Raw genomic sequence first — 23,960 nt, 5'->3', positions numbered from 1 at the left:
AGGAAGGAAGATGGCTCAGGTTGCCAGTTATCGCTTATTTGATGTCAGGCTGTTGCATAAGAAGATGCTTTCTCCATCGCTGATGAGCTGCATATTCACCGGTGAGCAGGTGCGGCAGATGAAAATGGATGGGCCAGATCAGCGCATTAAAATACTTTTCCCGTCCTTAAATGGGACGACCCGATTGCTCAATGCTGAGAGTTCATGGTGGCTGCAGTTGCAACAACTGCCACCAGAAGAACGCCCCATAGTCCGTACCTACACTCTGCGTAACGTCAATGCTGAGGAGGCTCGCATGGAAGTTGAGTTCGTGGTTCATGGGACCGAAGGGCCAGCGTCGGCCTGGGCAATCAGCGCCACGCCGGGAGATGTTTTGCAGATGGTCGCACCGAACCGTGCACATCTTGCTGACAGTGGCGGCTACGAATGGAAACCGCATGCCGGCGTTGAACACGCGTTAATCATCGCGGATGAGACGGCTCTGCCCGCAGTAAAGAATATCATGCGACAGATGGCAAAGCTGAACACGCCACCCAAACTTCAGGTTTTTCTTGAGGTTCCAGCGCGGGCTGATTGCCTTGCCCTGAATGAATTCGGGTTTGCTGAAGTGTATTGCTTACCGCGCGACAAGTTGCAGTCGCCTCATGGTGAAGCGTTGCTGAATGCGGTAAAGGAGCATGTATTTCTCCCTTCTTATGCACTCAGTTCTCATCAGGAATTTATTGATGAAACAGGTCAGGAGGTTTTATGGTGTGGTGCAGAGGATAAAAATAATCGCTTTTATGGATGGGTGGCAGCGGAGTCCTCGGCGGTAAAACACCTCAGACGCTATCTGGCTGGTGAGCGCCATGTTGCCAATGAGGCGATCAGTTTTATGGCGTACTGGAGTAAGGGAAGGGAATGACTTTTTTCGCCCTACTCTCGAAATTTTGGATTCTGTCCAGTCATTATATTCAGGAAATAACCACTGCCAAGCTACTTAGGTGGTGCCATGCTATTAGGTATTGCACGCAGGTGATTCTGGCTCACCTAATAGATTGACGACAAAGATTTCATAAAAAAACAGACCATTGCTTTGGTTCAGTTGGGAACAGATAGAAAATTTCGATTAAAAACGGAGGTAATATTCCATGCGTTTTTCTATGATTATTCTAACTCTTGATTATCGTAAGCTTTAACTCTCCCGGCGGTGATTAAATAAGCATTCCCTAAGATTGCATTCCAGACTTATAGCCTGATTATATGGGCATGTTCAAATGCGTTAAACATCAGTATTGCCATAGAACCAAGGTGAGCTTCAGCCCTACTGAACATACCAAGAATGATTTTATGAACTGCAAAGGTGCGGACAGGCATGATATTATATTTTCATATCTTTATTCAGAAGATGCTATGATTCCGCCTCAATCAAAGTGGAGCTTTTTAGTGTCCTGCGCAGACCGTCTTAACGACAACGGATGGCTGGTCATAAATTATCACATCCCTCCTGACGTTGGCTCTCTTTTTTCATATACATTACATTCGCTTTTTAAAACTGTTCTTTACTGCACTGTACCCAGTGGTAACACTATTATTTATGCCAGCAAAACAGGCATTCAAATCCCTCTTTCAAAGTAGCAGGAATGGGGTGATTCCGTCGGAAAGATGTTCAGCTGTGACGTCAGTACATTATCCCGAAGGTTATCATTCTGGCCAAAACCGTTTTAATATATTCTCAACCAGACTCCTGACAACGTGGAATACAATCACACATTATATAAATGCTGTTCAGGATTCATGCTTTACACGGACGGTAATAACCGGGCTTCGCTCAAAAACGTACTGGTATTATGAGCGCTAAAAACAGGTCTTAATTGGGTTCTTAATATGGCAACTGCAATTCTTGCAAAACCGACAGCGACAGTGATGTCAGCTGGACATCGGCCTGTGGTCATCCTGAAACACGGTAAGCCTTCGTTCAACTGTGTGCCTGAGGAACTTTATGTGGCAATGCTGGATGCCATTGAAGATTGTGAGCTGGCTAATATCGTCCGTAGCCGCGAGGATGAAGATGCAATTGATATCAACTGGGAGAATCTCTGATTGTCCGGCACTCACAACCTGAAGTTGAGGCTGTAATGGCTGTTGTTGATACGACTATGTTAGCGCGTTCGCTTGCGGTTCAGTGAGGACAAGCAAATCAAACTGGCAGTCTGACCACACTCTGCATAGTAAAATTGAAGTAACTACGAAATGTAACTACAATGGAAGTGTAATGGAACTTGAAGGGGTGCCGACAAAGCGGCACGGAATCTGAAAAAACACGGTGTGGCGTTCGAGGATGCTGCGCTTGTTTTCCACGACACACAGCGGCTTGAGGTCTATGACGACCGGGAGGACTACGGCGAAGACCGATGGGCAACGATAGGCTATGCCGACCCCGCCTTACTGTTCGTTGTCTACACCGTCCGGCACGAAGACACCATCCGCCTGATCTCAGCGAGGAAAGCCAATGAGCAAGAGCGCAAAAAATACCGTCAAGCTAACGCTTGACCTGAACAAACCGCCGATTGTGACGGCCGAGCAAAAAGCGCGACTGGCGAAGCTGGCCGCCATGCCGGACGAGCAGATCGATTACAGTGACGCACCGCCAATGCCTGAAGCCGTGTGGGCAAAAGCGGATAAACTTCCTGAGCCCAAACAGCAGGTCACACTGCGGATCGATGCTGACGTTCTGGAGTATTTCAAGCACAGCGGCAGCCGTTACCAGACGCGAATTAACGCCGTGCTGCGCGCCTACGTCGAGGCGCACAAGGCGCACAGTTGACATCCTTCCCGACCTAAAGGAGGGGGAGGATGTCAACCGATACAATCAGAGGCCTGCGTAAACGGCGGGGTGCAGCCGCCTTTAACTACCTGAGCGGGGTTCCAGGAGAAAATGTGTTCCGGATTGTTCAATAATTTGCCAGTTTCTCTGAAATTTAGTAACCTGGTCCAGGGCAGTTGAGTGGTCCCTTTAAACTCAACTGCCGATATAATCAAAGCCAGAGGAACCATCATCATGAGTGAAAGTGGATTCGATGCTGACGACTTAAGCCTTACCCTGGCCCGTTTCGCCAACAAACGTCGTAACATCGTTTATGACGAAGCAAAGCTCAAACGTAAAGCGCCAGAGCCTGTTGCATTCTCCAGTGCAACCAATGCATGTGGAGCGGTCGTGCTGGCTGGGATAGCAGAGCTTCTGACAACCTCCCCCGAACGCAAAAAACAAAATGAAGAGTGGGAAGAATGGAGTGAAAGTTGGGATGCACAAAGACAGGACTGGGAAAACCAAGACAGAGAATGGAACGATAACAGATAAACTGCACCTTTAGAGAAACATGCAGTTCATCTCAAGTTGCTTCTATTTAAAGCCGCCTTTTAAAGCACCGCCAGCTTTATCAGTAACAACCTTCTGAGCTTTTTTTCCCGCCTCTGTATGAATCGCCACGGCTTTAACAGACACCTCGGAGTCATTTAAGATGGCTTAAAGAGAGGTGCCCATGAGCGGTAAGCGTTATCCCGAAGAGTTTAAAATCGAAGCAGTCAAACAGGTTGTTGATCGCGGTCATTCTGTTTCCAGCGTTGCAACACGTCTCGATATCACCACCCACAGTCTTTACGCCTGGATAAAGAAGTACGGCCCGGACTCATCCACTAATAAAGAACAGTCAGATGCTCAGGCCGAGATCCGCCGACTCCAGAAAGAGCTGAAGCGGGTTACCGACGAGAGAGACATACTAAAAAAAGCCGCGGCGTACTTCGCAAAACTGTCCGACTGAGGTACGCCTTTATCCGCGACAACCGCCGTTGCTGGCCTGTTCGTTTGCTCTGTCGGGTTCTGGACGTCCATCCGAGTGGATTTTATGTCTGGCTTCAGCAGCCACATTCACAGCGTCACCAGGCAGACCAGATGCTGACCGGGCAGATCAAACAGTTCTGGCTTGCGTCTGGCTGCGTCTATGGTTATCGCAAGATCCATCTGGACCTGCGGGATAGCGGGCAGCAGTGCGGAGTGAACCGGGTCTGGCGGCTGATGAAGCGTGCCGGTATAAAAGCTCAGGTTGGGTACCGTAGCCCACGGGCACGTAAAGGCGAAGCCAGCATCGTGGTACCGAACAGGCTCCAGCGGCAGTTCAATCCGGACTCACCAGATGAGCGTTGGGTGACGGACATAACCTACATCCGAACTCACGAAGGCTGGCTGTATCTGGCCGTGGTGGTTGACCTGTTCTCCCGGAAAGTTGTCGGCTGGTCAATGCAACCCCGCATGACAAAAGAGATTGTCCTGAACGCATTATTAATGGCGGTGTGGAGGCGTAATCCTCAAAAACAGGTACTGGTTCATTCTGATCAGGGCAGTCAATACACGAGCCATGAGTGGCAATCGTTCCTGAAATCACACGGTCTGGAAGGCAGCATGAGTCGTCGCGGTAACTGTCACGACAACGCGGTTGCGGAAAGCTTTTTCCAGCTACTGAAACGCGAACGGATTAAGAAAAAGATCTACGGAACACGGGAAGAAGCCCGCAGTGATATTTTTGATTACATCGAAATGTTTTATAACAGTAAGCGTCGGCATGGCTCGAGCGATCAGATGCCACCAACTGAATACGAAAACAAATATTATCAACGGCTCGAAAGTGTCTAGATTATCCGTGGCGATTCAGTTTGTGACTTACGGGATTTGCGATTGGTAGGCATTAGATACTCCTCGAAAGGCGAATCTCTCCCCCTGATGGCGAAGTGATACGCCACAGGGTGGTGGGTGAAATGAAAACGAAGTTATTCGTCTTGTAGTGCGATGGAATCAGGGATTAGCCACTTGCCGCCTAAGTTGAGTGATAGCCAAACCTGAACGTTGGTCCATTCCTCCAGCGTGCCGTCTGAACCGATGTTGTAGCAGCCTGGACAGTAGCGGTGCGCTATCAGCAACGTCGCTTTGACCATGAAGTCGTATGGCCGGGATGGTGTCCAAAGGAACGTGGTTTTACAAAAACCGCAACCCGATGAATGCTGGCCGAGGTGAAACGTCTCATATGACATATCCGAGCGTTCTTCTCCGTTAAACGCGATCGCCGGTTGGCCATCGAGTCCTTCTACGAGTAAATCGCTGGGTTTGAGAAGTGGATATTTGTCATCAGCAGTGCAGAGCACCATTGGGTCCAGATAACCGGGTATATGCCGGTTTTGGGTCAGCAAAAAAACGTTGGCAACATGCGTAGTCAACAGCAGCCACTGATCGTTAGGTACAGATTTCACTTGGTAATACGAGTGAGCATAGCCCATGAATAAATCCTCCAGATTGTTTAGGTGGGGATTCATCCGCTAACGGGAGTAAATCCCCGTCAGGGTGGGTAATGCGAGCCTTGCGGCGATGTGATGAGAGAACCTTAACCATCGCAGATGGCACCCGCTCTAAAGGTGTGCGAGTATTGGGACCGCCAGTTGGCGCTTCTTTCAGGCCCGTGAAGCATATCTAAGCAAGATCTATTGTAAAGCAAGAGTTGAAATTATCAACATTAAGGAGGTGACTTCAAATGGAGTTAATTCAGAAGCTTGGTGCAGTTATCAAATTAGTCATTATGCCCACAAACGGGGAACAAACCTTCTTCCAAGGTTATGATTCGGGTCTTATGGATCCTAGAATTATTGAAACCATTTTCCTCATAAATAAAACACCAAGGAATATTTCTGAAATCTTTGAACGCTCTAACGATAATGAGAGCGCTTTAACGGAACATAACCTTATATTCTTACTTTCCCATGACAAATTAGACTCACTTGAAAAATTTAAAGAATATCCTTTCATGATAATATTCTGCACTTCAAGTTATTATAAGTTGGCAAGGAATATATCTAAGGGATTTAAAGTTAAGCCAATAATATGCTGCAATGTAAAGAAAGCTGACATACATCAAAAAGATGTCACCTCCATTTATTCCTTTGATAAGCTCTTGTTTTCTCGCTTCAAGGATGCGGAAAAACATATAATAAAAAAACTGGCGAGCGAAAGATATCATCAAGATTGAGTAGGAGGAAAGTTTCATTTAATACCATAAATTTAAGCTCCACTGCTAACAACACTACCTATCCAAATGAATTGTTAATTGAGTCTCTTGGATATGTACTAGATAAACCTAAAGTAATAAAAGGAGGAAGCAGTAAAAGAGAGTTTATTAACTTGATGATTAACAGTGTACATTCATATAATGAATGCCTTGAAAAAGAAGACATCAATCTTCCTTCAGAGGTGGTTATTTACACTCCGGGCATGTTCTCTATATTTAATAAGAATAACGATGAATTATGGTCAGAGATTGAAGGTGAACTCAGTGAAATAGAAAAGGATTTTTTGATTAGAGGGGTGTTATTAAATCCTGAATACTCTGGAATAAGGCTACATCATAAAGGTAGCCATTCTGGCTTAAAAGAGTTATTGAAAAATCCAAAAGTTGGTTACCTGACGAGGATGAGACAAAATGAGATGAGATTAACCACAGCGGCAATATCGCTTCTTAGCTCAAGTAAAAAATCCCCTTCGATAAGATTGCCAAACGCATTGAATCATCTAAGTAATGACTTAAAAAAACTTGAGGTTTTAGCTCGTAACAATGGGATTAAAAATGAACTTTTCATTAAAAAGGCAAAGGCATTCAATACAAATATAAAAAGAACATTAGGTAGTAAATTAAGGAGATTTATTTCAAATAACTATAATGAAATAACATTAGTTAGTGATGTTCCTTTAGATTGGTTGCGATTAGAGTTAGGTAAGTTACCAATAATGCTGTCCCACGAAATATCTCGGATCAACTCCACTCCTGGGAATGTGTTATTACAGAATTGCGCATACTTCCCAAGGATATCAATCAATGAATCCGAATTGAAAAAGACTTTAGTCATTAGATCTTTTGAAATTGATGATCCTATTAAACATGATTTAGAGCAAGGGTTAGATGTGTTCGCGAAGAGCATGCCTGACTTAGATCTTAAAATTGTTGATGTGAGAAATTTAGAGGAATTCACTCAAGCGCTAAATGAATATGATGGACATATTGTGATTCTCGATTGTCACGGTGACCACGGTGGTGAAATGGAAAACGGATGGCTAATAATTGGAGGAGAAAAAGTTGACACATGGCAACTGAAGCATATAGCAAGAGTGCCCCCAATCGTGATTTTAAGTGCATGTTTAACTTCTGCTCTAAGTGGATCGCATGCTTCAGTGGCAAATGGTTTTTTGGTTAGTGGTGCAATTAGCGTAATAGGAACACTATTGCCTGTAGTGTCTATTGACTCCTCAGTTTTTGTTAGCAGATTAATATATAGGTTTTACCAATTTCCAAGCGTTATTCCTAATTCATACTCACATATTAATCTCCGACTTTTGATTTCATTGTTTATGAGAATGTCATATACATCTGATGTTATCAGAGGTTTTGCTTCATCAGGTTTAATTGATAAGGAAGAAAGTTTACAGGTTAATTCTGAGGTTAATGCTTATATAAATATGCTAAACGAGGATTGGTTTGAATTTTTAGTTGATGGGTTAATAAAGATGTCTAAGTTTAGCAAGGAAGAAATACTCGAAATATTGGACAAAGACTATTTTATTACTGAAACCATGTGCTACAGTCAAATTGGATTTCCAGAATCTATAGTTATCAATTTGAGAGTGTAATTACGTTAAGTAAACCTTGTAAACATACGCTCCTCTTCCATCACCATGCCCCAAATCCATTGAAACCATCGCCTCAGCTTCCTTCCTGCTGAGGCCGTTTTTCCTATGCCACTCTGTAGCCTCACGCGAATATGCATATCTCAGGCTGTGCGGTGCTTCTTTGCCCGTTAGCCCAGCATCCTTAGCCACATTCCGGTAGCGATCGATCGCGCTCCTCAACCCAGATTTATCAACCAACTTGCCGCCATGATCTAACGAATAAGCCACTGCAGCATTTAAGCTTCGCACCAGCTCTTCACGCCTGACGACCGTTGTGTCTCTTGGTCTGCCGCCTTTAGTACCGAACACCACGCGCAATCGTTCATCTCCACGCACCAGCGCCTGCTGCCACGTCTTTAGGGATTTAGCCGACTGCACTGCTTCCTCTGTTCTCAGCCCGAGATAACGCGCAATCTCCATCGCCAACGCGACACCTTCGTCTTTACTCCGCACGAGGGCGAGCGCCTCGTGAAAGCGCTCGTCCGTAATCGCCGTCTTTGATCCGGCTCGACTGGCACCTGACAGGTTGAGTGCGTCGTTACTCAACTTCTCATGCTTTGGATCGGCCAATTTGGTTCTGCCTGCAGTTGTCAGAATCGCGCGCAGCGCCGCCATTTCGTTCTGCAGCGTGCGTTTTGAAATATCATTCGCCAGGCGGCTACGCACGTAATGCTCGATGTGTTGAGTCTTGATATGGTTCACGTCCCTGATCTGGATGTTGAGTTTCAGCATCTGCTCGGCTAGCCGTGCTGCTATGCGCGAGCGATCGGCAACGGTTTTAAAGCTGCCGCCAGATTGTCTGGCCAGCGTTACCAACTGCTTGCTGAACTGCTTGTTTCCACGCGACATACTTTCTCCAAAACATCTCTACCCCGACGGCACGGTTTCAGGTTGCGCTTCCTGCGTCTCAGCGGATATCTGTGCATCGGGGCGGCGAAATGTTGAGTTGTTGCGAGGTCTCCACAGCTCTCAGAGCTGATCGCGGCTAATGCCGGTTCCTGATTTCTCAGGACGCCTCCGTCCGTCAGGTTCTCTGACGTCGCCTTGATATCGCGTTGATTTCCTCCTCAGATAAGTTGCCAACGTTCACTGAATGTTGGTGCGGTTGATAGTTTCAATAACGAACTACGTGTTGGTCAGACGGTAAGCGTCGTCGCAGAAGACCGTATTACGTGGTGTTGACGTATACGCGCTGCGCGCGTCACTTGGTTGTTGCTACGCGCCAACGCAAGTGACGCCGCGCAGCTTTTGCCTGTATTTGCGAGGTACGTTCGTCGCCAAATGTTCCAAATGGCGGAAACGATCACGCAAACTGGCCGTGCGCTGTAGCTGGTATCGATGAGATGAAGTTGATAGAACCGTAGTGGAGTGGTGGAAACCTTGGGCGGTGCTTTTGCCCGCTACTTGCAAAGGTTGAGTAGCTTTGCCGGTTATCCCGGATGCAGCCGCCAAATAGCATTTCTCACAGGCTACTTAAGCTTTCGCTGATGTCAATTGCTAAGGCGGCCATTTAAGATAATGAGGCCTTTGTTGATAGCGTAAACAAAAAAGCAACGACTAAAACACTCATAATATCGTCAGGAATGGTCGAATTTAAATCAAACTGAAGGGGTGATGAGAGAAGAATGACTGCTTGGGAAAAATTGAAGAACAACCTAAAATTAATATACTGCAACTTTGCATCTATATAATATTCAATGCTGTTAGCTATCAGGCAGAAATTAAATATTAATTTTGATGTTATTAAACTGACAATAGTGATAAAGGTATTTAGCCATTAGTGTAATTTAAGGATTCTAATTTTTTATAATTGATGTTATAGCGATTGCGATATTTGGTGTGAGCAGTTTCTCGCCCCCTTCCCACCCACCAATGCAGGATAAATTAAAAGAAATAAATTATGAATGCGGCTCTAATGATCCAACAGAACTATAATTTATTCTTTGGTAAGTTCCAAATAGGTTTTTATAACATTAATGTGGGGATAGTTTTAATTTCAAGTTGGATTTCACCTATATGTCATTGGTTGAGAGTGATATTTTTAGGTCTGACAATAAATTTATGCCGCCAGCAACTGTTGCATTAAATTATTTTTCCATGTAGATTCTTACGTGAACCCACTTGTAGCCAATTCTGCATTATTGTTAATACTCAGAGATTATAATGTCGTATAATAAAGATTCATCAGAAAGCACACAGGTTATTTATAAAGTCATAAAATCTATTACCAATGACACTAATTTCGCTAGCTTCATCGGTGTTGTAACTGCTACTGTCAATGATGAGGTAATAATTGATCATGAAAAAATTCAAATTCATTTAACTAACAGCCGCCCAAATTATGCGTTAATCGATATTTTTTGGGAGGATTCAGGGTATGGTGATTATAAATCATTAGGATTGTTTGGACGCATGTCAACTCAGTACCAACGTGTTGAGGAAAATAAAAAAAGGACTTTCACTATATATAATGATCTTTATTCTATTGAGGTTGAATATTGATTAATTGTACCGGGCTACCTCTTTGCCACTCCTAATAATATACATTTAATTGTGAGGGATGAATTAATGGATCTTCAAGATTACTGTGACATCTTAAAGAATCACCCTAGTTATAATAAAAAATACTCGGGTGACTTCCCTAATCCAAGCACCATAATTGAAAAGCCTCAACAGCATCTAAATATAATCGTAGAGCAGGCTGAGATGATTACTGCAGCCAAAAAAAACGCAACTATAATCAATGACCACCTAGGGATTACTCCAACTAACATTGATTTTTCTTCACTATTAAGAATATTCGTCAATGATATAAAACAGTTTTCAACAGAGAATAAGGAACTGAATTTACTTGAATATAATTTGTTTTTCGCGCAAAATCAGATTCCAAGTTATACTCTATTTGAACTATCACGCTCTCTTATTTTTCCTGACACTTACGAGAAATACATCGACCTGAATGGTCAACAGCGTGTTTTTGAGCTTTACTCCATCCCTTTCTTGATCAGACTTACCATTAAAAAAAACTTAAAGATATCATCGGATTTAATCAATCAATAATAAAGCTCAGTAATGGGCAATTAAAAACATCCAGCCAATTCCCAGCTCTGAAAGTGATAAATTTTCTAATTAATAGTGACTTTATTTACTGCCCTATTCCTTTTAAAGAACTCAAAAAAAATTACAACTGGTCTTGTAAATTTGTTCATACGGGAGATAAAGAATATATCTGGCTAGTTCTTAAAGCAATAAGCATGCTGAATAAACTATTCCCTGAAAATAAAGGTAAGTATAATGAAAGAGTTTGTAATTTAAAGGAGGGGGTGACGTTAATTTCATTGCAGATGGCAATAAACAACTCTCGCGAATTTTCTACTCCTAATGAAAATAAGATTTTCGAGGAGTTTATAAAACTTGTATTAAGCGATGAGGAGTACGAAGAGGCATTTAGTTTTATGGATAGACGAAAAATTACCTTCCCCCCTCAAGTTAAATTTATTCTATTGGGAGAGGCAGTTGCTATCGTATTTTTATAGCAGTTGCATTTGCCTTTTCATTCTCAATATGAATTATTTTAAATCGGCTTATTATTTTTGATGTTATTCTACTCCTTGTGCTGCGAGCTACGCTATTAACACTTGATGCACCTTAATTTGCCATTCGTGCTATTTCACTAATCCTTATTCCTGCCCATGAAAATGCTGCCAACCACAGCGCAGAGAACACAATAAACATCGCCACAATAACAAAGTTTATGATCCAATCGTCAGAACTATTCTTGAATCCAGCCGTATTCCAACGGCTATGCCTATCAGAACTATTTGGAGTATTCAGCTTAGGCAGATGTCGTAATGGCATTGTTCTCAGTGTCCTGACAATCATGATGTTTACTCTAAAAGGGTAAATTGTGACTGGTACATATTCACCCCTACTGGATACAAGCATTCCGCCAGAAAGCCTGGATATCTTTGCTGCGCTGGCTGGTAAGTGCAAAGAAACCCATTAGCAAAATGATCCCGCAGCAGGCAGCAAATTGCCCACATAAATCTTGAGTACTTTTATCAGCTTATAATGCTCCGCACTTCTTAACATGCTCTGTGGATTGAGAGATACCTTGCAAACATTCAACCCTGTTTCATGTATGCGGAATAGAGTTAAGATACTGTAATATAATAATTTAGAAAGTGGTCACAATCACAACCCCTCCCTCGCTGCCAGAAATCCCAATCAACAATCGATAGCCTGAATCCAGTATTTTGTCTATTTTGTAGATATGAGATATATATCGAAATCTGGAGTCAGCTATGGTCAGTGCGGTTAAATCGACTGAATTTGAAGTGATTGCGGTGTCTTCTGGCAATGTTTCTTACTCAACGAGCAGCAACGGACATGCCGACATCACCATCTCGGTTCCGGATTTCAGTGGCGCGCAGGAAGAGCTCTATTATGTCCTGAAGCGTCCAGCCTACATCGATGAGGTCGCATTTCAGGTCGCGCTGGAGGCTGCCTTTCGTGCGGTAGCGGGGCTGGAAAATCTCACCAGTAAAAAACGGGACGAAAACCTTTCTGCTGCAAAGATGAAAAGCGCAGGCAGAAGCAAGCCGGCAAGCAGTTCTAATACGACACGGCTTGAGAAGCTGAAGCAAACCATTCTCGATGATGCTGAATGGTTGCCTGCTCAGGAAGTCTCACGTCGCAGCGGCTCTGCCGTGGATATCAAAAATCCCAGCGCTCTACCGAACCGCTGGAAGCGGGCCGATAAAATTTTTGCCATTACTTCTGAAGGCAAAGATCTTTATCCTGCGTACGCGCTGGACGTAGGCGGGCAACCGCTGCCGCAGATGAAGAAAATTATTCAGCTGTTTGGTGCAACAAAAACCCCCTGGTCACTGACGCTCTGGTTTGGCTCACCGAATAGCTGGCTGGGAAATCAAAAACCGAAAGATCTTCTCGCCTCTGCGCCTGAACGGGTGCTGGAAGCGGCCGCGCGTGCAAAAGAGGGACCGGTACATGGATGAGAAAATAAAAACTCCAGTGGTAAATGATGATCTTACGGCCAGAATGGCGATCTGGCCGAAAGACAAAACGATTTGCCGGGCACTCACCTCACAACGCCAGCTGCACCGCCGCGTCCCCGTCTTCAACCTGCGCCGGCACCGCGCAGCAGATCAGCACCTCATCCTGCGCCAGCGTGATGTCTGGCCGGGAAGGGTAAGTCACCGCACCTTTCACCAGTCTGGTCTTACAGCTGCCGCAATGTCCGGCGCGACAGCTGTAGGCCGGGCTCAGGCCGCGTGCTTCGGCCAGCTCCAGCAGCGTGCCGGACTGCGGCGTCCAGCGCGCTTCTTTCAGTGACTCTGTAAACACCACCGGCACCGCTTCGGTCGCCACCGGCGGCAGCGCGGCGGGCTCTGGCGCATCCTCCTGCTGACGCTGCAGCGACGACGGACCAAACGCTTCGGCGTGAATACGCGCGTCGGCAATGTTCAGGCCGCGCAGTCCGTCATATATCGCCTGAGTAAATGACGGCGGACCGCACAGATAGAAATCGTAATCGTTGAACGGCAGCACCTGCGACAGCAGCGCCATATCGATGCGTCCGGCAACGTCGTAATCCACGCCGGCTTCGGCTTCGGCTTCGGCTTCGCCCGGCTGGCTGAGCACCCGCACCAGTTTCAACGCGCCTTCGCTGGCTGCCAGCAGCGCATCGATCTCACGCACAAACGGGCGTTCGGCCAGGTTACGCGCCGACTGCAGCAGATACACCGGACGCATCCGGCGTTTGCGTCGGCCTTCATAAATCAGGTGACGCAGCATCGCCAGCAGCGGCGTGATGCCGACGCCCGCCGCCAGCAGCACCGCTGGCCGCGTTTCGTGTGCATCAATAGTGAAATCACCGGCCGGTGCGCGCACCTCCAGCCGATCGCCGACGCGCAGGGCATCGTGCAGATACTGCGAGACGGCGCCGTCGCGCTTCACGCTGATGCGGTAATAACCGTCCGACGGCGCAACCGACAGCGTGTATTGCCGAATCAGCGGCTTAGCGCTGCCCGGCAGCGTCAGGCGGATCGGCAGATGCTGGCCCGCCAGATGCGGCAGTACGCCAGCGCCATCATCCGGCATAAGATGAAACGAGCGAATCTGCGCGCTCTCATCGACAATTTGCGTGATGCGAAATGGTCGCCACTGCGCCGCCAGCTGCTGCGCCTGCAGGCGTTCGCTGGCGGACGGCCAGTCGCCGGTCATCAGCGAGGCGGGCGATATGCCGTCTGGCTGATCGGCCCAGCGCAGGGCGAGGGCAGCGCGCCGGCGCACGATGCGGCGCGCGCTAAAGCGCCACAGCCGCTCGGCTCCCTGAAAGGCCGCGATTTCGGCGGAATCGGTTATCACCGTGGCATCGCCGCTCATCTGCAATACATCGCCGCTCGCGTAGTCGATAAACAGCAGCCCGGCCTTGCCGTTGAGCACGATATTGCCGAGGGTGGAGAAGAACAGGTTGCCGTTGAAGTCCGGAATGGTCAGTACATCATCGGCACCGATGCGCACAAATCCGGCTTTGCCGCCGCGATGCGAAACGTCCACCTGACGGCGCGCCTGGTCGGCATAAGTGGTGACATAAAACGTGTCCGCCTGCCCGATGGCGGCGCGCGCGGCGTCATCCAGCGCGCTGAGCGTCTCAACCTCGCCCTGATAAGCCCTGCTGGGCGCATGGTCGAAGCGGAAATCGCGCAGCTGAATATAGCGCGGACAGTTGCCGAAGCTCTGGTCAACCTGCACGCGCAGGCCACCGCCAATCGCCGTCAGCACGCCGTTCATGCGGTTGCGCCGCCGCGTGTGCAGCTCGATGCCGAGCAGGCCCACCGGTGCGCCATCGGTCATCCCGGCGGACGCCGGATCGCTGGCGTCAGGGCGGGCCGCGATATCCAGTGTGGTGGCGTTGGGCGAGAAGATAAAACCGGGCTGGCCTTCCAGCAGCGTGGCCCAGGCATCACCCTGTGCATCAACGCTGCCGGCAACGATAAACGGCAGCTGCGCGTAAAAGTCACGATGCTGATCGGGCATGTAATCGCGGATCACGCGCTGCCCGACATCGGCCATACGTTCCGCCACCCCCGCCTGCTGCTGCAGCGCAATTTCACCGTCATGCCATACCGGCAGCGTAATCAGTTTCTCGCCCATGATGCTGGCTCCTGTCAGGCGCGCAGGCCGGCGGCGGTCTGCGGAAAAGGCACAAAGCCGGGCAGCGCTTCAATCCGGCGCAGCAGCTGATTCACCGCAGGGTAACCGGACATCTCGACGTTGCCTTCCGGGGCACCGGCCAGGTAGCTATATAAAGCGATGTCAGCAATGGTGGGATGGTCGCCCACCAGCCACTCACGCTGGCTGAGATGGCTTTCCAGCCGGGAAAGAATAAGATGCGCGCGCGCCAGCACCTCTTCAGCATTAAATTTGGCACCAAACACGGTAATCAGGCGCGCCGCCGCCGGACCGTAAGCCAGTTCACCGGCCGCTACCGACAGCCAGCGCTGCACCTGGGCGGCGCCCAGCGCATCTTCCGGCAGCCAGTCGCTGCGGTTAAATTTCTTCGCCAGGTACACCAGAATGGCATTGGAATCCGCGATATAAACGCCTTCGTCTTCCAGCACCGGCACCTGACCGAATGGGTTGATGGCGAGAAACGCCGGGGTTTTATGTTCGCCGCCAGGCAGGTCGACTTCGACCGTTTCATGCGCTATGCCGAACAGTGACAGCGCCAGCAGTGCGCGGTGAGCGTGGCCGGAGAGCGCTAAATTGTACAGTTTCATCATGCGGTTCCTCAGGTAGTGGCCGGGGTGATCCCGAGCCGTGGCCTAAGGTTCGCACAGCCGTATTGCTGGCAGAATAGCCAGATCTGCGAAGTCATTATTGCAAAAAGTGGAAGAATGCGGCCGGGTGCGCAGCAGGGCGCACCCGGCAGAGGGAGTGGTTCAGGAAGGCACGACGGCACTGCCGCTGGCGGCCTGCGCCTGCTGTTCGTTCTGCTGCTCTTCGCGCAGCTTCAGGCGATCCCACACGCGGAAAAACGGATAGTAGACCACCAGCGAAATCGTCAGGTTGACCACCTGCAACACCGTGCCGGAGATATGGCCGCCGGTGGCGAGATAGCCGCTGACGAAGATCGGCGTGGTGAAGGGCAGGGCGATGCCAGCTGGCGGCGCCACCAGACCGCTGCTCATTGCCGCCCACGAGACAATCACCAGCAGCACCGGCGTCAGGATAAACGGCAGGAACAGGTACGGGTTCATCACCAGCGGAATGCCGAACACCAGTGGCTCGCTGATGTTGAACAGCGCCGCCGGCGCGGCGATTTTCCCCAGCTGTTTCATCTGGCGGCTGCGCGCGCGGATCAGCATAAATATCACCAGCCCAAGTAGCGCGCCGGTGCCGCCGGGCGCAATCCATAAATCGTAAAACTGCTGGGTAAAGATGTGCGGAATCGGCTGGTTATGCTGAAAGGCTTCGAGGTTTTCACTCATGTTCGACAGCCATACCGGCTGAATGAACACCAGCACGATGGCATCGCCGTGCAGGCCGAGCGTCCACAGAATGCCAATCAGCAGCACCGAGAAAATCATCCCCGGCAGCGTGCCGCCGACGTGGTGCATCGGCAAACCAATCACCGTGGCGATCAGGTTGTTGATGTCGTGGAACGGTGAGGCTTCAACTGCCAGGCGCAGCAGCAGCACCACGGCCAGCACGCAGAAGCCGGGAACCAGCGCGAGGAACGATTTCGCCACCGCCGGCGGCACGCCTTCCGGCATCTTAATCACCAGGTTACGGCTGTGCACAAAGCGGTAGATTTCGGTGGAGAGCAGCGCAATCACAATCGCCACGAACAGGCCCTGACTGCCGATCAGCGAAATCGGCAGCACGCCGGTGACCAGCTGCGCGGGCGCACCTTCAACCGGGGCGAACAGCGTCTGCTGCGGAATGGTCATCACAAACGCCACCAGCGCCATCGCGCCGCTGGTCAGCGGGTCGAGCGTGCGATATTTCTCCGCCAGCCGGTAAGCGATGCCGAAGCTGGAGATCAGCGCCATGATGTCGTAGGTGGCACGTACCGGATAGAGCAGTTTATTGCGCCAGCTGTCGCCGAACAGGTCGGCCATCAGATGGCCCCACGCCGGGATCGGCAGGTAGGCGAAGATCAGAAAAAAGCTGCCGATCAGCATGAACGGCATGTTGAGAATGATGCCGTCCCGCACGGACAGCACATGCTTCTGCCCGGCCACCTTGAGCGCGGCGGGCAGCACATAACGTTCGATGATATTACGGTTGGACATAGGGCCTCCTTGGGCACAATGGCGCAACAAATTAACAGGTCAATGCGTGTCATTTCGGCGCGGCGCAATTTATTGCGCGATGAAGCGCGCCGCGACGGCCTGTGTGCGGTTTGCGACAGGGATATCACGCAAACTGCGGCAGCCACGGTTGATTCAGCGTCAGCACTTCGTCCAGCAGCGCTTCGGCGCTGGAGACGTCGCCGACCAGCGGATTGCCGACCAGCGCCAGCAGCGCGGCACCGCGATCGCCGTGCACCGCCGCGTCGATGGTCAATCGCTCGAAGGCTTTGATCTGCTGCGTCAGCCCGTGCATCAGCGGTGGCAGCGCGCCAAACACCAGCGGGTGCGCGCCCTGCGCATCGACCACACAGTTCACTTCCACCACTGCGTCGTCCGGCAGACCGTGAATCGCCCCACGGTTCTGGCAGTTCACCACCAGATTTTGCCCGCTATTGTTATGGATGGCGCTGATGAGCTCAACGGCCACTTCGGAGTAATATGCGCCGCCGCGAAAACTCAGCTGCTCCGGCTTGCGCGCCAGCTGCGGATCGGCATACAGCGCGAACAGCTCGGCTTCCACTTTCATCACCTGTTCGGCGCGCGTTCCGGCCTGGCCGTGCTGCGCTTTCTCCTGCTCTTCGGCCAGCATCTGCGGTGTTTGCCAGTAGTAGCGGTGATAAGGGCAGGGAATCGCCTGCAGCGCGCGCAGAAACGCCGGCGACCACGGCATCTCTTTGATGTTATTCATGGTCAGCGCCTGGCCTTCGCACAGCTGTTCGATCACCCCGGCGGTCACGTCCTCGCCGCGGCACAGCACCTGATGCACCCACACCAGATGATTCAGCCCGGCAAAGCGCAGCGCCACCTCGTCAAACGGCGCCTGTAACATGCCGGCGATCATATGGTGCATATTCACCGGCACGTTACACAGGCCGATGATCTTCGCGTTGCTGTAGCGCGCCACGGCTTCAGTGACGATGCCCGCCGGATTGGTGAAGTTGATGATGAAGGCGTCGGGTGCCAGCTGTTCCACTTTGCGCGCAATCTCCAGCATCACCGGAATGGTGCGCAGCGCTTTGGCGAAGCCGCCGACGCCGGTGGTTTCCTGGCCGAGACGGCCATACTTCAGGCCCAGCCGCTCATCGGCGGCGCGTGCCGCCAGCTGGCCGACGCGCAGCTGTGTCAGCACAAAGCGCGCGCCGCGAATCGCCTCATCCAGCGCGAAGTGCACGCTGACCTTAACCTGCTCCAGCCCGTTCTTTTGCAGCATGCGGCGCGTGAGATCGGCGATGATCTGCACCTTTTCGCGTCCTGCCGCCACATCCACCAGCGCCAGTTCGGTTACCGGCAGCTGCGCATAACGGTTGATGATTCCCTCCACCAGCTCCGGCGAATAGCTGCTGCCGCCGCCAATGATTGCTATCTTAAGCATCTTTTTCTCCTGCCGTGGTACGGCGATAGAGTTCAATGATTTCGCCCGCTAAATCCTGAATCAGCATGGCGTTCATCAGGTGATCCTGGGCATGAACCAGAATCAGGGTAACCGGCAGCCGGCCGCTGCCTTCGTCCAGGCTAATCAGCGCCGTCTGCTGCTGGTGCGCGCTGCTCACGTTTTCCCGCGCCGCCGCCAGCTGCTGCTGTGCCGCCTCAAACTGGCCGGCGCGCGCCAGACGCAGGGCGCTGAGAGCGGCGCTGCGCGCAGCACCGGCCTGCACCAGCAGCAGCATGATCTCCTCTTCCGGAACCACCATTACGTCATCTTCAGGCATGCAGAATCTCCCACAGCGCAGCGCCGTGTGTTATCAGTCGGATTAGGGGAAACGAAGAATCAGGAAGCGCGCAGTGCCAGCGCTTTATCCAGCACCTGTTCGCCGCGCATCATGCCGTAATCCATCATGTCGATAACGGCGACCGCCTTGCCCTGCGGGGCCGCGATGGCGGTGAGGCGGGCAGCTTCAAACTGCACCTGCGGGCCAAGCAGCACCACATCCGCATCCGGCAGGATACGTTCGAAATCGGCCACCGGGACGGCCTGAATGTTGATCGCCAGCCCGCGCGCTTGTGCGGCGTGCTGCATTTTATTCACCAGCATGCTGGTAGACATGCCGGCGGCACAGCAAAGAACAATGCGCATAATTTATCCTCCTGTGAATTGACTCCGGCATTTAAGACCTGTCGCAGTCGCACTGTAAATACCCTGCAGCCAGATGATTTTGTGATGAAAGTTATTTAAAGTATTATTTATCAATAGATTAATCATCAAACTGCCATGAAAATAATTTTCATTGGTGTGATCGGCACGATGATTTTCTGTTACGAATGTTTTAATTCCAGGAAAATTCAGTGCGCTCAGCTGAAAAAAATCTCACCATGAAAAATATTTTCATGCATCATGAGGGTTCGTTACTGAGGATGTGATGAGCTAATGGATATTGTCTGGCAACTGCAGCAGCAGTCGGCGCGTTTTGATGCGCAGGAATCAAAGCTGGCGCGATTTATTCTGGATAACCTGCACGCCAGCGCGCAGGCCACCATGGAGAGTCTGGCGGCGCAGGCAGGTGTCAGCCCGGCTGTACTCCAGCGCTTTGCTGCCTCGGCGGGCTACCGCGATCTGGATGATTTTCTGCACCAGGTGCGCCAGGCCGGCCAGCAGGAAAGTGCGTTTATGACGGTGATTCGTCAGCGGCAGGCTTCGCTCAGTCAGCAGGAGCAGCGGGTGGCGCGCGCCATCCTGCGTGACGCCGCGTTCGCGGCCTCGGCCACCATTGAACAACTGGCCAGCCGGGCGGAAGTCAGTGCGGCGACCATTACCCGCTTTGCCCGTTCGGTCGGCTGCGACGATATTCGCGATCTGCGTATGCGGCTGGCACGCGCCAGCGCCGAACCGGCTACTTCCAGCCACGGTGCGGTGCCGCAGCTGGTGAGTCTGCATCAGGCGCTGACCCAGCAGTGGCAGCAGCTGGATGACAGCCGCTGGCAGCAGGCGGCGCAGGCGCTGCGTCAGGCACGCAGCGTGTTGCTGATCGGTGCCGCCGGCCAGCACACGCCGCTGGTGGCGGAAGTGCAGCAGCGGTTGAGTGAAGCCGGGCTGGCGCTGGCGTGGATCCAGGACGACAACCTGCTGCGTCTGACGCTCAGCCGTTTGCAGCCGGACGATCTGCTGCTGATCCTCGCGCCGGACACCATCAACAGCAGTGTGCTCAGCGCGGTGCATCACGCTCACATCCAGCAGACCCCAGTGATGGCGCTGTGCCCGGCGGCGCTGGATCTCGCCAGCCAGGCCAACTACTGGCTGCCGCTGCCGGATGCAGCACCGGCGCGGCGCTATGGCATCCTGCTGGCGCTGGACCGGCTGGCGGCGGCGCTGTAACACCCCGCCTTTCGACTCAGGCGGTTGCCGCCACCTGAGATTTGGCTTCAATAAACTGCACCAGCGCGCGCGTCACGTCAGCGGTGGTGGCGCTGCCGCCGACGTCCGGCGTCAGAATGCCCGCCGCGCACACGTGCTCAATGCCCTGCATTATCAGCGCGGCCGCGTTGCGTTCGCCCAGATGTTCCAGCATCTGTACCGCGGTCCAGAAGGTGGCGATCGGGTTAGCGATGCCTTTGCCGGTGATATCGAACGCCGAGCCGTGAATCGGTTCGAACATCGACGGAAAACGCCGCTCCGGATCGATATTGGCGGTTGGCGCGACGCCGAGACTGCCGGCCAGCGCGCCGGCGAGGTCGGAGAGAATATCCGCATGCAGGTTAGTGGCGACAATGGTGTCCAGCGATTGCGGGTGTAGCGTCATGCGGTGCGTCATGGCATCCACCAGCATCTTGTCCCACTGCACATCCGGAAACTCCTGCGCCACTTCCGCCGCAATTTCATCCCACATCACCATGCCGTGCCGCTGGGCATTGGATTTAGTCACCACCGTCAGCAGTTTGCGCGGCCGCGACTGCGCCAGTTTAAAGGCGTAGCGCATTATGCGCGTCACGCCGACGCGGGTGAAAATTGCCACTTCAGTGCCCACCTCTTCTGGCAGGCCGCGGTGCGCACGGCCGCCGTTGCCGGAGTATTCCCCTTCCGAGTTCTCGCGCACGATCACCCAGTCAAGATCGCCCGGTCCACGGTTGCGCAGCGGCGAGGTCACGCCCGGCAGAATTTTGGTGGGCCGCACGTTGGCGTACTGATCGAAGCCCTGACAAATCGGCAGGCGCAGCCCCCACAGCGTGATGTGATCCGGCACGTCCGGCGCGCCCACCGCACCAAAGTAGATGGCATCAAACTGCTTCAGCGTCTGCAGGCCATCTTCCGGCATCATCACGCCGTGCTGTTTGTAGTAATCCGAGCCCCAGTCAAAGGTCTGCACGTCAAACGTCAGCTGTTCATCGTGCCGCGTCAGCGCCTGCAGCACCTCAACGCCAGCCGAAATCACTTCCGGGCCAATACCGTCTGCCGGAATCGCGGCAATTTTGTAGTTACGCATCGTGTTCTCCAGTCAATTAATGGGTATGAGGATGAGGCAGATCGGCGCTTTGCGGTTTTAGCGTGTGCGCGGCGAGAATCAGCACGATGAGCGCGGACAACGCCAGCAGTGCGGCGACGAAATAGAGTCCCCAGGTGTAGCTGCCGGTTTGCTGGCGGATCACGCCAATCATCATCGGGCCGACAAAACCGCCGAGGTTGCCGATGGAATTAATGGTGGCGATGCCGGCAGCTGCGGCCGGCCCGCTGAGAAACAGCGTCGGCATGCTCCACAGCGGCGGCTTGGAAGCGCTGATGCCGACCGTGACCAGCGTCAGCGCAATAATCACCGCCAGCAGCGTGCTGACGTTACCGGCATAAATCAGCCCGGCGGCAGCCAGTAAACAGGCGCCAATGACGTGCCAGCTGCGCTCGCCACGACGATCGGAGTGACGTGCCCACAGGATCATGCCGAACACGCCGATCACCGCCGGGAAAGCGTTGAGGAAGCCGATTTCCAGCGAGGAGGCGCCGAAGCTGCGGATGATTTGCGGTGACCAGATCCCCAGCGTGTACAGCCCGGCCGACGTGCCGAAGTACACCAGCGCCAGGGCCAGTACGCGCTTGTCCGCCAGCCCGCGCCAGGCGCTGCTGTGGCCGTGCTGCGTCGACCGTGCCTGCTCTTCAGCCTGCATGGTCTCCTGCAGCCAGCGCCGCTCTTCTGCGTTCAGCCATTTAGCCTGCGCCGGACGGTCGGTGAGGAAAAACAGCACTACGATGCCCAGCAGCAACGCCGGAATCGCTTCTAATACAAACATCCACTGCCAGCCGGCGTAGCCCAGCAGACCGTGCATCTCCAGCAGCGCGGCAGAGACCGGCGAGCCGAGCGCGGTAGAGAGCGGGGCGGCGGCCATGAAGATGGCGGTAACCTGCGCGCGCTTCGCCGCCGGAAACCAGTAGCTGAGGTAGAGAATGATGCCAGGGAAGAAACCGGCTTCCGCCACGCCGAGCAGAAAGCGCAGGACGTAGAAGCTGGTGGTGCCCTGCACCAGCGCCATGCAGCCAGAGACCAATCCCCAGCTGATCATCACGCGGGCGATCCAGATGCGTGCGCCCACTTTGTGCAAAATTAAATTCGACGGGACTTCAAACAGAAAATAGCCGAGGAAAAAAATCCCGGCGCCAAAACCAAATACCGTGGGCGAGAAACCTAAATCCTGATTCATGGTTAACGCGGCAAAACCAATATTGACGCGATCGAGAAACGCGATGAAATAGAGCAGCATGATGAAGGGCACAATGCGCAACGTCACTTTACGCATCACCCTTTTTTCGAGGTGAGAGTTCATATTAAAGTGCTCCAGATTGTGTAGGGTAGTATTATTTTCTGGTTGTCGAATGCAGTATGCAGGTTTGTATTGCGCGATCATCAGGCGTGGATTATATAAACTATTTGAATAATCGTGCGGTGAGGGAAATGTGGATATAAATCAATTGCGTTGTTTTGTCGCGGTGGGTAAAGAACTGCATTTCGGCCGGGCGGCACAAAGTATGGAAATGATGCCTGCATCACTTTCCCGCTTTATTCGCCTGCTGGAAGAGGATCTGGGCGTGCGCCTGTTAAACCGCTCAACGCGCAATGTTTCATTAACCGCCGAGGGAGCCTTGTTTTTTGACGAAGCGGGAAAACTGATCGATCAGTTTGATGCGCTGGCGCTGCGTTTTAAAGGCGGATTAAAAGATGAACGCCGGACATTACGCATTGGCGCTATCGATAGCGCCGCGCGCGGTTTAGTTCCGGCACTGCTGAATTTATTTGTGCCGCGTAATCCGCTGAGCGATATCCATATTATCGAAGATAAAACCCTTAACCTGATTCCCAAATTAAAATCCGGCTGGCTGGATATGATTATTATCCGCGCGCCGCAGCGCATGGATGCGTCACTGGCGCTGCGTTTTATTACCCGCGAAAGTTGCGTGCTGGCAGTGCCGCTGACGCATCCGCTGGCGGATAAAGCGCAGGTGACGGTGGCAGATTTTCAGCATGAAGCCATGATCATTCCCGACCGCCGCACCCGACCGCACAGCCACGATCTCACCATCAGCCTGTTTAAGCAGGCCGGCCTGACGCCACATATCGCGCAATATGCCGAAGAGAAGCAAACCATTCTCAGCCTGGTGTCCGCCGGCCTCGGTCTGGCGGTGGTGCCAGCCTCTTATCGCACCATGAACAGCGACAGCGTGCGCTATATCGCGCTGACGTTACCTGAGCAGATCAAAGGCTTGCCGCTGAGTATTGCGTGGCAGAAGGGCAACGAAGATCCGCTGTTGCGTGAAATGCTGCGTCTGCTGCATGACCACCGGCAGGAATTGATCGACAGGCTGTGAGGCTGCGCCAGAACGCGCGCTGACGTTCTGTTAATTACTTTCATTCTGCAAGTGA

The 23,960-nt window shown here is 51.9% G+C and carries 24 protein-coding genes; 14 read left to right on the top strand and 10 right to left on the bottom strand.

Annotated elements, in window-relative coordinates; translation table 11 throughout:
- Positions 1–10: 10 nt before the first annotated feature.
- The 6 genes from AC6I8F_RS16240 to AC6I8F_RS16215 all read left to right on the top strand — a co-directional run bounded on the left by AC6I8F_RS16240 (position 11) and on the right by AC6I8F_RS16215 (position 4,669).
- On the top strand, positions 11–904 hold the full coding sequence (locus tag AC6I8F_RS16240; RefSeq protein WP_498028236.1) for a siderophore-interacting protein: 894 nt from the start codon (positions 11–13) through the stop codon (positions 902–904).
- 962 nt (positions 905–1,866) lie between these two features.
- Positions 1,867–2,082 carry a type II toxin-antitoxin system Phd/YefM family antitoxin gene (locus tag AC6I8F_RS16235; protein WP_498028235.1) on the top strand — a complete coding sequence of 72 codons (216 nt, stop codon included), beginning with the start codon at positions 1,867–1,869 and terminating at the stop codon, positions 2,080–2,082.
- Positions 2,083–2,307: 225 nt separating this feature from the next.
- Positions 2,308–2,532 (top strand): BrnT family toxin, encoded by a 225-nt coding sequence (locus AC6I8F_RS16230; protein WP_498028234.1) that lies wholly within the window; start codon positions 2,308–2,310, stop codon positions 2,530–2,532.
- Positions 2,492–2,806, top strand: coding sequence for a BrnA antitoxin family protein (locus AC6I8F_RS16225; protein ID WP_498028233.1), 315 nt, complete (start codon positions 2,492–2,494; stop codon positions 2,804–2,806). The genes AC6I8F_RS16230 and AC6I8F_RS16225 overlap by 41 nt, the downstream gene beginning before the upstream one ends.
- Positions 2,807–3,040: 234 nt before the next feature.
- Positions 3,041–3,340: a hypothetical protein gene (locus AC6I8F_RS16220; RefSeq protein ID WP_498028232.1), complete on the top strand. Its 300-nt coding sequence runs from the start codon at positions 3,041–3,043 to the stop codon at positions 3,338–3,340.
- 181 nt (positions 3,341–3,521) lie between these two features.
- A protein-coding gene (locus tag AC6I8F_RS16215) for an IS3 family transposase (RefSeq protein WP_117111563.1) occupies positions 3,522–4,669 on the top strand; the annotation gives its coding sequence in 2 pieces (ribosomal slippage) (positions 3,522–3,759 and positions 3,759–4,669; 1,149 coding nt in all).
- Positions 4,670–4,803: 134 nt separating this feature from the next.
- Here the strand turns inward: AC6I8F_RS16215 and AC6I8F_RS16210 are convergent.
- Positions 4,804–5,307, bottom strand: a complete 504-nt coding sequence (locus AC6I8F_RS16210; protein WP_241798013.1) for a hypothetical protein — start codon at positions 5,305–5,307, stop codon at positions 4,804–4,806.
- A gap of 251 nt (positions 5,308–5,558) precedes the next feature.
- On the opposite strand from AC6I8F_RS16210, the gene AC6I8F_RS16205 reads away from it, so the two are divergent.
- The gene (locus AC6I8F_RS16205; RefSeq protein WP_498028231.1) at positions 5,559–6,050 is read left to right on the top strand and encodes a hypothetical protein; all 492 of its coding nucleotides are present in this window, start codon (positions 5,559–5,561) and stop codon (positions 6,048–6,050) included.
- Entirely contained in the window at positions 6,047–7,702 is a 1,656-nt protein-coding gene (locus tag AC6I8F_RS16200; RefSeq protein ID WP_498028230.1) for a CHAT domain-containing protein, read from the top strand. Before AC6I8F_RS16205 ends, AC6I8F_RS16200 begins: the two co-directional genes overlap by 4 nt.
- Here AC6I8F_RS16200 and AC6I8F_RS16195 read toward each other — a convergent pair whose 3' ends face one another.
- Positions 7,703–8,590 carry an integrase domain-containing protein gene (locus AC6I8F_RS16195; RefSeq protein ID WP_241798011.1) on the bottom strand — a complete coding sequence of 296 codons (888 nt, stop codon included), beginning with the start codon at positions 8,588–8,590 and terminating at the stop codon, positions 7,703–7,705. It abuts the gene before it with no gap.
- A 1,314-nt stretch (positions 8,591–9,904) separates the two neighbouring features.
- On the opposite strand from AC6I8F_RS16195, the gene AC6I8F_RS16190 reads away from it, so the two are divergent.
- The 4 genes from AC6I8F_RS16190 to AC6I8F_RS16175 all read left to right on the top strand — a co-directional run bounded on the left by AC6I8F_RS16190 (position 9,905) and on the right by AC6I8F_RS16175 (position 12,759).
- Entirely contained in the window at positions 9,905–10,243 is a 339-nt protein-coding gene (locus AC6I8F_RS16190; protein ID WP_241798010.1) for a hypothetical protein, read from the top strand.
- 66 nt (positions 10,244–10,309) lie between these two features.
- On the top strand, positions 10,310–10,801 hold the full coding sequence (locus AC6I8F_RS16185) for a hypothetical protein (protein ID WP_241798009.1): 492 nt from the start codon (positions 10,310–10,312) through the stop codon (positions 10,799–10,801).
- Positions 10,802–10,995: 194 nt separating this feature from the next.
- The gene (locus tag AC6I8F_RS16180; protein WP_241798008.1) at positions 10,996–11,277 is read left to right on the top strand and encodes a hypothetical protein; all 282 of its coding nucleotides are present in this window, start codon (positions 10,996–10,998) and stop codon (positions 11,275–11,277) included.
- A 768-nt stretch (positions 11,278–12,045) separates the two neighbouring features.
- On the top strand, positions 12,046–12,759 hold the full coding sequence (locus AC6I8F_RS16175; protein ID WP_241798007.1) for a hypothetical protein: 714 nt from the start codon (positions 12,046–12,048) through the stop codon (positions 12,757–12,759).
- 88 nt (positions 12,760–12,847) lie between these two features.
- Here the strand turns inward: AC6I8F_RS16175 and AC6I8F_RS16170 are convergent, their stop codons facing one another.
- From AC6I8F_RS16170 to AC6I8F_RS16145, 6 genes are all read right to left on the bottom strand, one after another.
- Entirely contained in the window at positions 12,848–14,920 is a 2,073-nt protein-coding gene (locus tag AC6I8F_RS16170; RefSeq protein WP_498028229.1) for a 2Fe-2S iron-sulfur cluster-binding protein, read from the bottom strand.
- 14 nt (positions 14,921–14,934) lie between these two features.
- Positions 14,935–15,546: a glutathione S-transferase family protein gene (locus tag AC6I8F_RS16165; RefSeq protein WP_104093981.1), complete on the bottom strand. Its 612-nt coding sequence runs from the start codon at positions 15,544–15,546 to the stop codon at positions 14,935–14,937.
- 162 nt (positions 15,547–15,708) lie between these two features.
- Positions 15,709–17,064: a PTS cellobiose transporter subunit IIC gene (gene celB, locus AC6I8F_RS16160; RefSeq protein WP_021507630.1), complete on the bottom strand. Its 1,356-nt coding sequence runs from the start codon at positions 17,062–17,064 to the stop codon at positions 15,709–15,711.
- 124 nt (positions 17,065–17,188) lie between these two features.
- Entirely contained in the window at positions 17,189–18,496 is a 1,308-nt protein-coding gene (locus AC6I8F_RS16155; protein WP_498028228.1) for a 6-phospho-beta-glucosidase, read from the bottom strand.
- Positions 18,489–18,833, bottom strand: coding sequence for a PTS lactose/cellobiose transporter subunit IIA (locus AC6I8F_RS16150; protein WP_498028227.1), 345 nt, complete (start codon positions 18,831–18,833; stop codon positions 18,489–18,491). The genes AC6I8F_RS16155 and AC6I8F_RS16150 overlap by 8 nt, the downstream gene beginning before the upstream one ends.
- A gap of 59 nt (positions 18,834–18,892) precedes the next feature.
- Positions 18,893–19,198 carry a PTS sugar transporter subunit IIB gene (locus AC6I8F_RS16145; protein WP_021507627.1) on the bottom strand — a complete coding sequence of 102 codons (306 nt, stop codon included), beginning with the start codon at positions 19,196–19,198 and terminating at the stop codon, positions 18,893–18,895.
- A 291-nt stretch (positions 19,199–19,489) separates the two neighbouring features.
- On the opposite strand from AC6I8F_RS16145, the gene AC6I8F_RS16140 reads away from it, so the two are divergent.
- Complete coding sequence (locus tag AC6I8F_RS16140) at positions 19,490–20,434, top strand: MurR/RpiR family transcriptional regulator (RefSeq protein WP_238561198.1); 945 nt, start codon at positions 19,490–19,492, stop codon at positions 20,432–20,434.
- Positions 20,435–20,450: 16 nt separating this feature from the next.
- On the opposite strand, the gene AC6I8F_RS16135 is transcribed toward AC6I8F_RS16140, so the two are convergent.
- Positions 20,451–21,539 carry a tartrate dehydrogenase gene (locus tag AC6I8F_RS16135; RefSeq protein WP_058774858.1) on the bottom strand — a complete coding sequence of 363 codons (1,089 nt, stop codon included), beginning with the start codon at positions 21,537–21,539 and terminating at the stop codon, positions 20,451–20,453.
- A 16-nt stretch (positions 21,540–21,555) separates the two neighbouring features.
- Positions 21,556–22,866, bottom strand: a complete 1,311-nt coding sequence (locus tag AC6I8F_RS16130; protein WP_498028226.1) for an MFS transporter — start codon at positions 22,864–22,866, stop codon at positions 21,556–21,558.
- 130 nt (positions 22,867–22,996) lie between these two features.
- On the opposite strand from AC6I8F_RS16130, the gene AC6I8F_RS16125 reads away from it, so the two are divergent.
- Positions 22,997–23,905: a LysR family transcriptional regulator gene (locus AC6I8F_RS16125; RefSeq protein WP_150361236.1), complete on the top strand. Its 909-nt coding sequence runs from the start codon at positions 22,997–22,999 to the stop codon at positions 23,903–23,905.
- Positions 23,906–23,960 lie beyond the last annotated feature (55 nt).

Source organism: gamma proteobacterium symbiont of Axiagastus rosmarus (assembly GCF_059730925.1).
The sequence above is the reverse complement of the archived record's forward strand: the minus strand, read 5'-3'. Positions and strand labels throughout refer to the sequence as shown.

Bases quoted from the DNA above. Each gene is read 5' to 3' on its own strand.
- celB (WP_021507630.1), bottom strand. From the start codon at position 17,064: ATGTCCAACCGTAATATCATCGAACGTTATGTGCTGCCCGCCGCGCTC.
- AC6I8F_RS16205 (WP_498028231.1), top strand. From the start codon at position 5,559: ATGGAGTTAATTCAGAAGCTTGGTGCAGTTATCAAATTAGTCATTATG.
- AC6I8F_RS16195 (WP_241798011.1), bottom strand. From the start codon at position 8,590: ATGTCGCGTGGAAACAAGCAGTTCAGCAAGCAGTTGGTAACGCTGGCC.
- AC6I8F_RS16135 (WP_058774858.1), bottom strand. From the start codon at position 21,539: ATGCGTAACTACAAAATTGCCGCGATTCCGGCAGACGGTATTGGCCCG.
- AC6I8F_RS16220 (WP_498028232.1), top strand. From the start codon at position 3,041: ATGAGTGAAAGTGGATTCGATGCTGACGACTTAAGCCTTACCCTGGCC.
- AC6I8F_RS16185 (WP_241798009.1), top strand. From the start codon at position 10,310: ATGGATCTTCAAGATTACTGTGACATCTTAAAGAATCACCCTAGTTAT.
- AC6I8F_RS16240 (WP_498028236.1), top strand. From the start codon at position 11: ATGGCTCAGGTTGCCAGTTATCGCTTATTTGATGTCAGGCTGTTGCAT.
- AC6I8F_RS16150 (WP_498028227.1), bottom strand. From the start codon at position 18,833: ATGCCTGAAGATGACGTAATGGTGGTTCCGGAAGAGGAGATCATGCTG.
- AC6I8F_RS16170 (WP_498028229.1), bottom strand. From the start codon at position 14,920: ATGGGCGAGAAACTGATTACGCTGCCGGTATGGCATGACGGTGAAATT.
- AC6I8F_RS16145 (WP_021507627.1), bottom strand. From the start codon at position 19,198: ATGCGCATTGTTCTTTGCTGTGCCGCCGGCATGTCTACCAGCATGCTG.
- AC6I8F_RS16175 (WP_241798007.1), top strand. From the start codon at position 12,046: ATGGTCAGTGCGGTTAAATCGACTGAATTTGAAGTGATTGCGGTGTCT.
- AC6I8F_RS16155 (WP_498028228.1), bottom strand. From the start codon at position 18,496: ATGCTTAAGATAGCAATCATTGGCGGCGGCAGCAGCTATTCGCCGGAG.
- AC6I8F_RS16165 (WP_104093981.1), bottom strand. From the start codon at position 15,546: ATGAAACTGTACAATTTAGCGCTCTCCGGCCACGCTCACCGCGCACTG.
- AC6I8F_RS16180 (WP_241798008.1), top strand. From the start codon at position 10,996: ATGCTGAATAAACTATTCCCTGAAAATAAAGGTAAGTATAATGAAAGA.
- AC6I8F_RS16235 (WP_498028235.1), top strand. From the start codon at position 1,867: ATGGCAACTGCAATTCTTGCAAAACCGACAGCGACAGTGATGTCAGCT.
- AC6I8F_RS16225 (WP_498028233.1), top strand. From the start codon at position 2,492: ATGAGCAAGAGCGCAAAAAATACCGTCAAGCTAACGCTTGACCTGAAC.
- AC6I8F_RS16210 (WP_241798013.1), bottom strand. From the start codon at position 5,307: ATGGGCTATGCTCACTCGTATTACCAAGTGAAATCTGTACCTAACGAT.
- AC6I8F_RS16130 (WP_498028226.1), bottom strand. From the start codon at position 22,866: ATGAACTCTCACCTCGAAAAAAGGGTGATGCGTAAAGTGACGTTGCGC.
- AC6I8F_RS16140 (WP_238561198.1), top strand. From the start codon at position 19,490: ATGGATATTGTCTGGCAACTGCAGCAGCAGTCGGCGCGTTTTGATGCG.
- AC6I8F_RS16190 (WP_241798010.1), top strand. From the start codon at position 9,905: ATGTCGTATAATAAAGATTCATCAGAAAGCACACAGGTTATTTATAAA.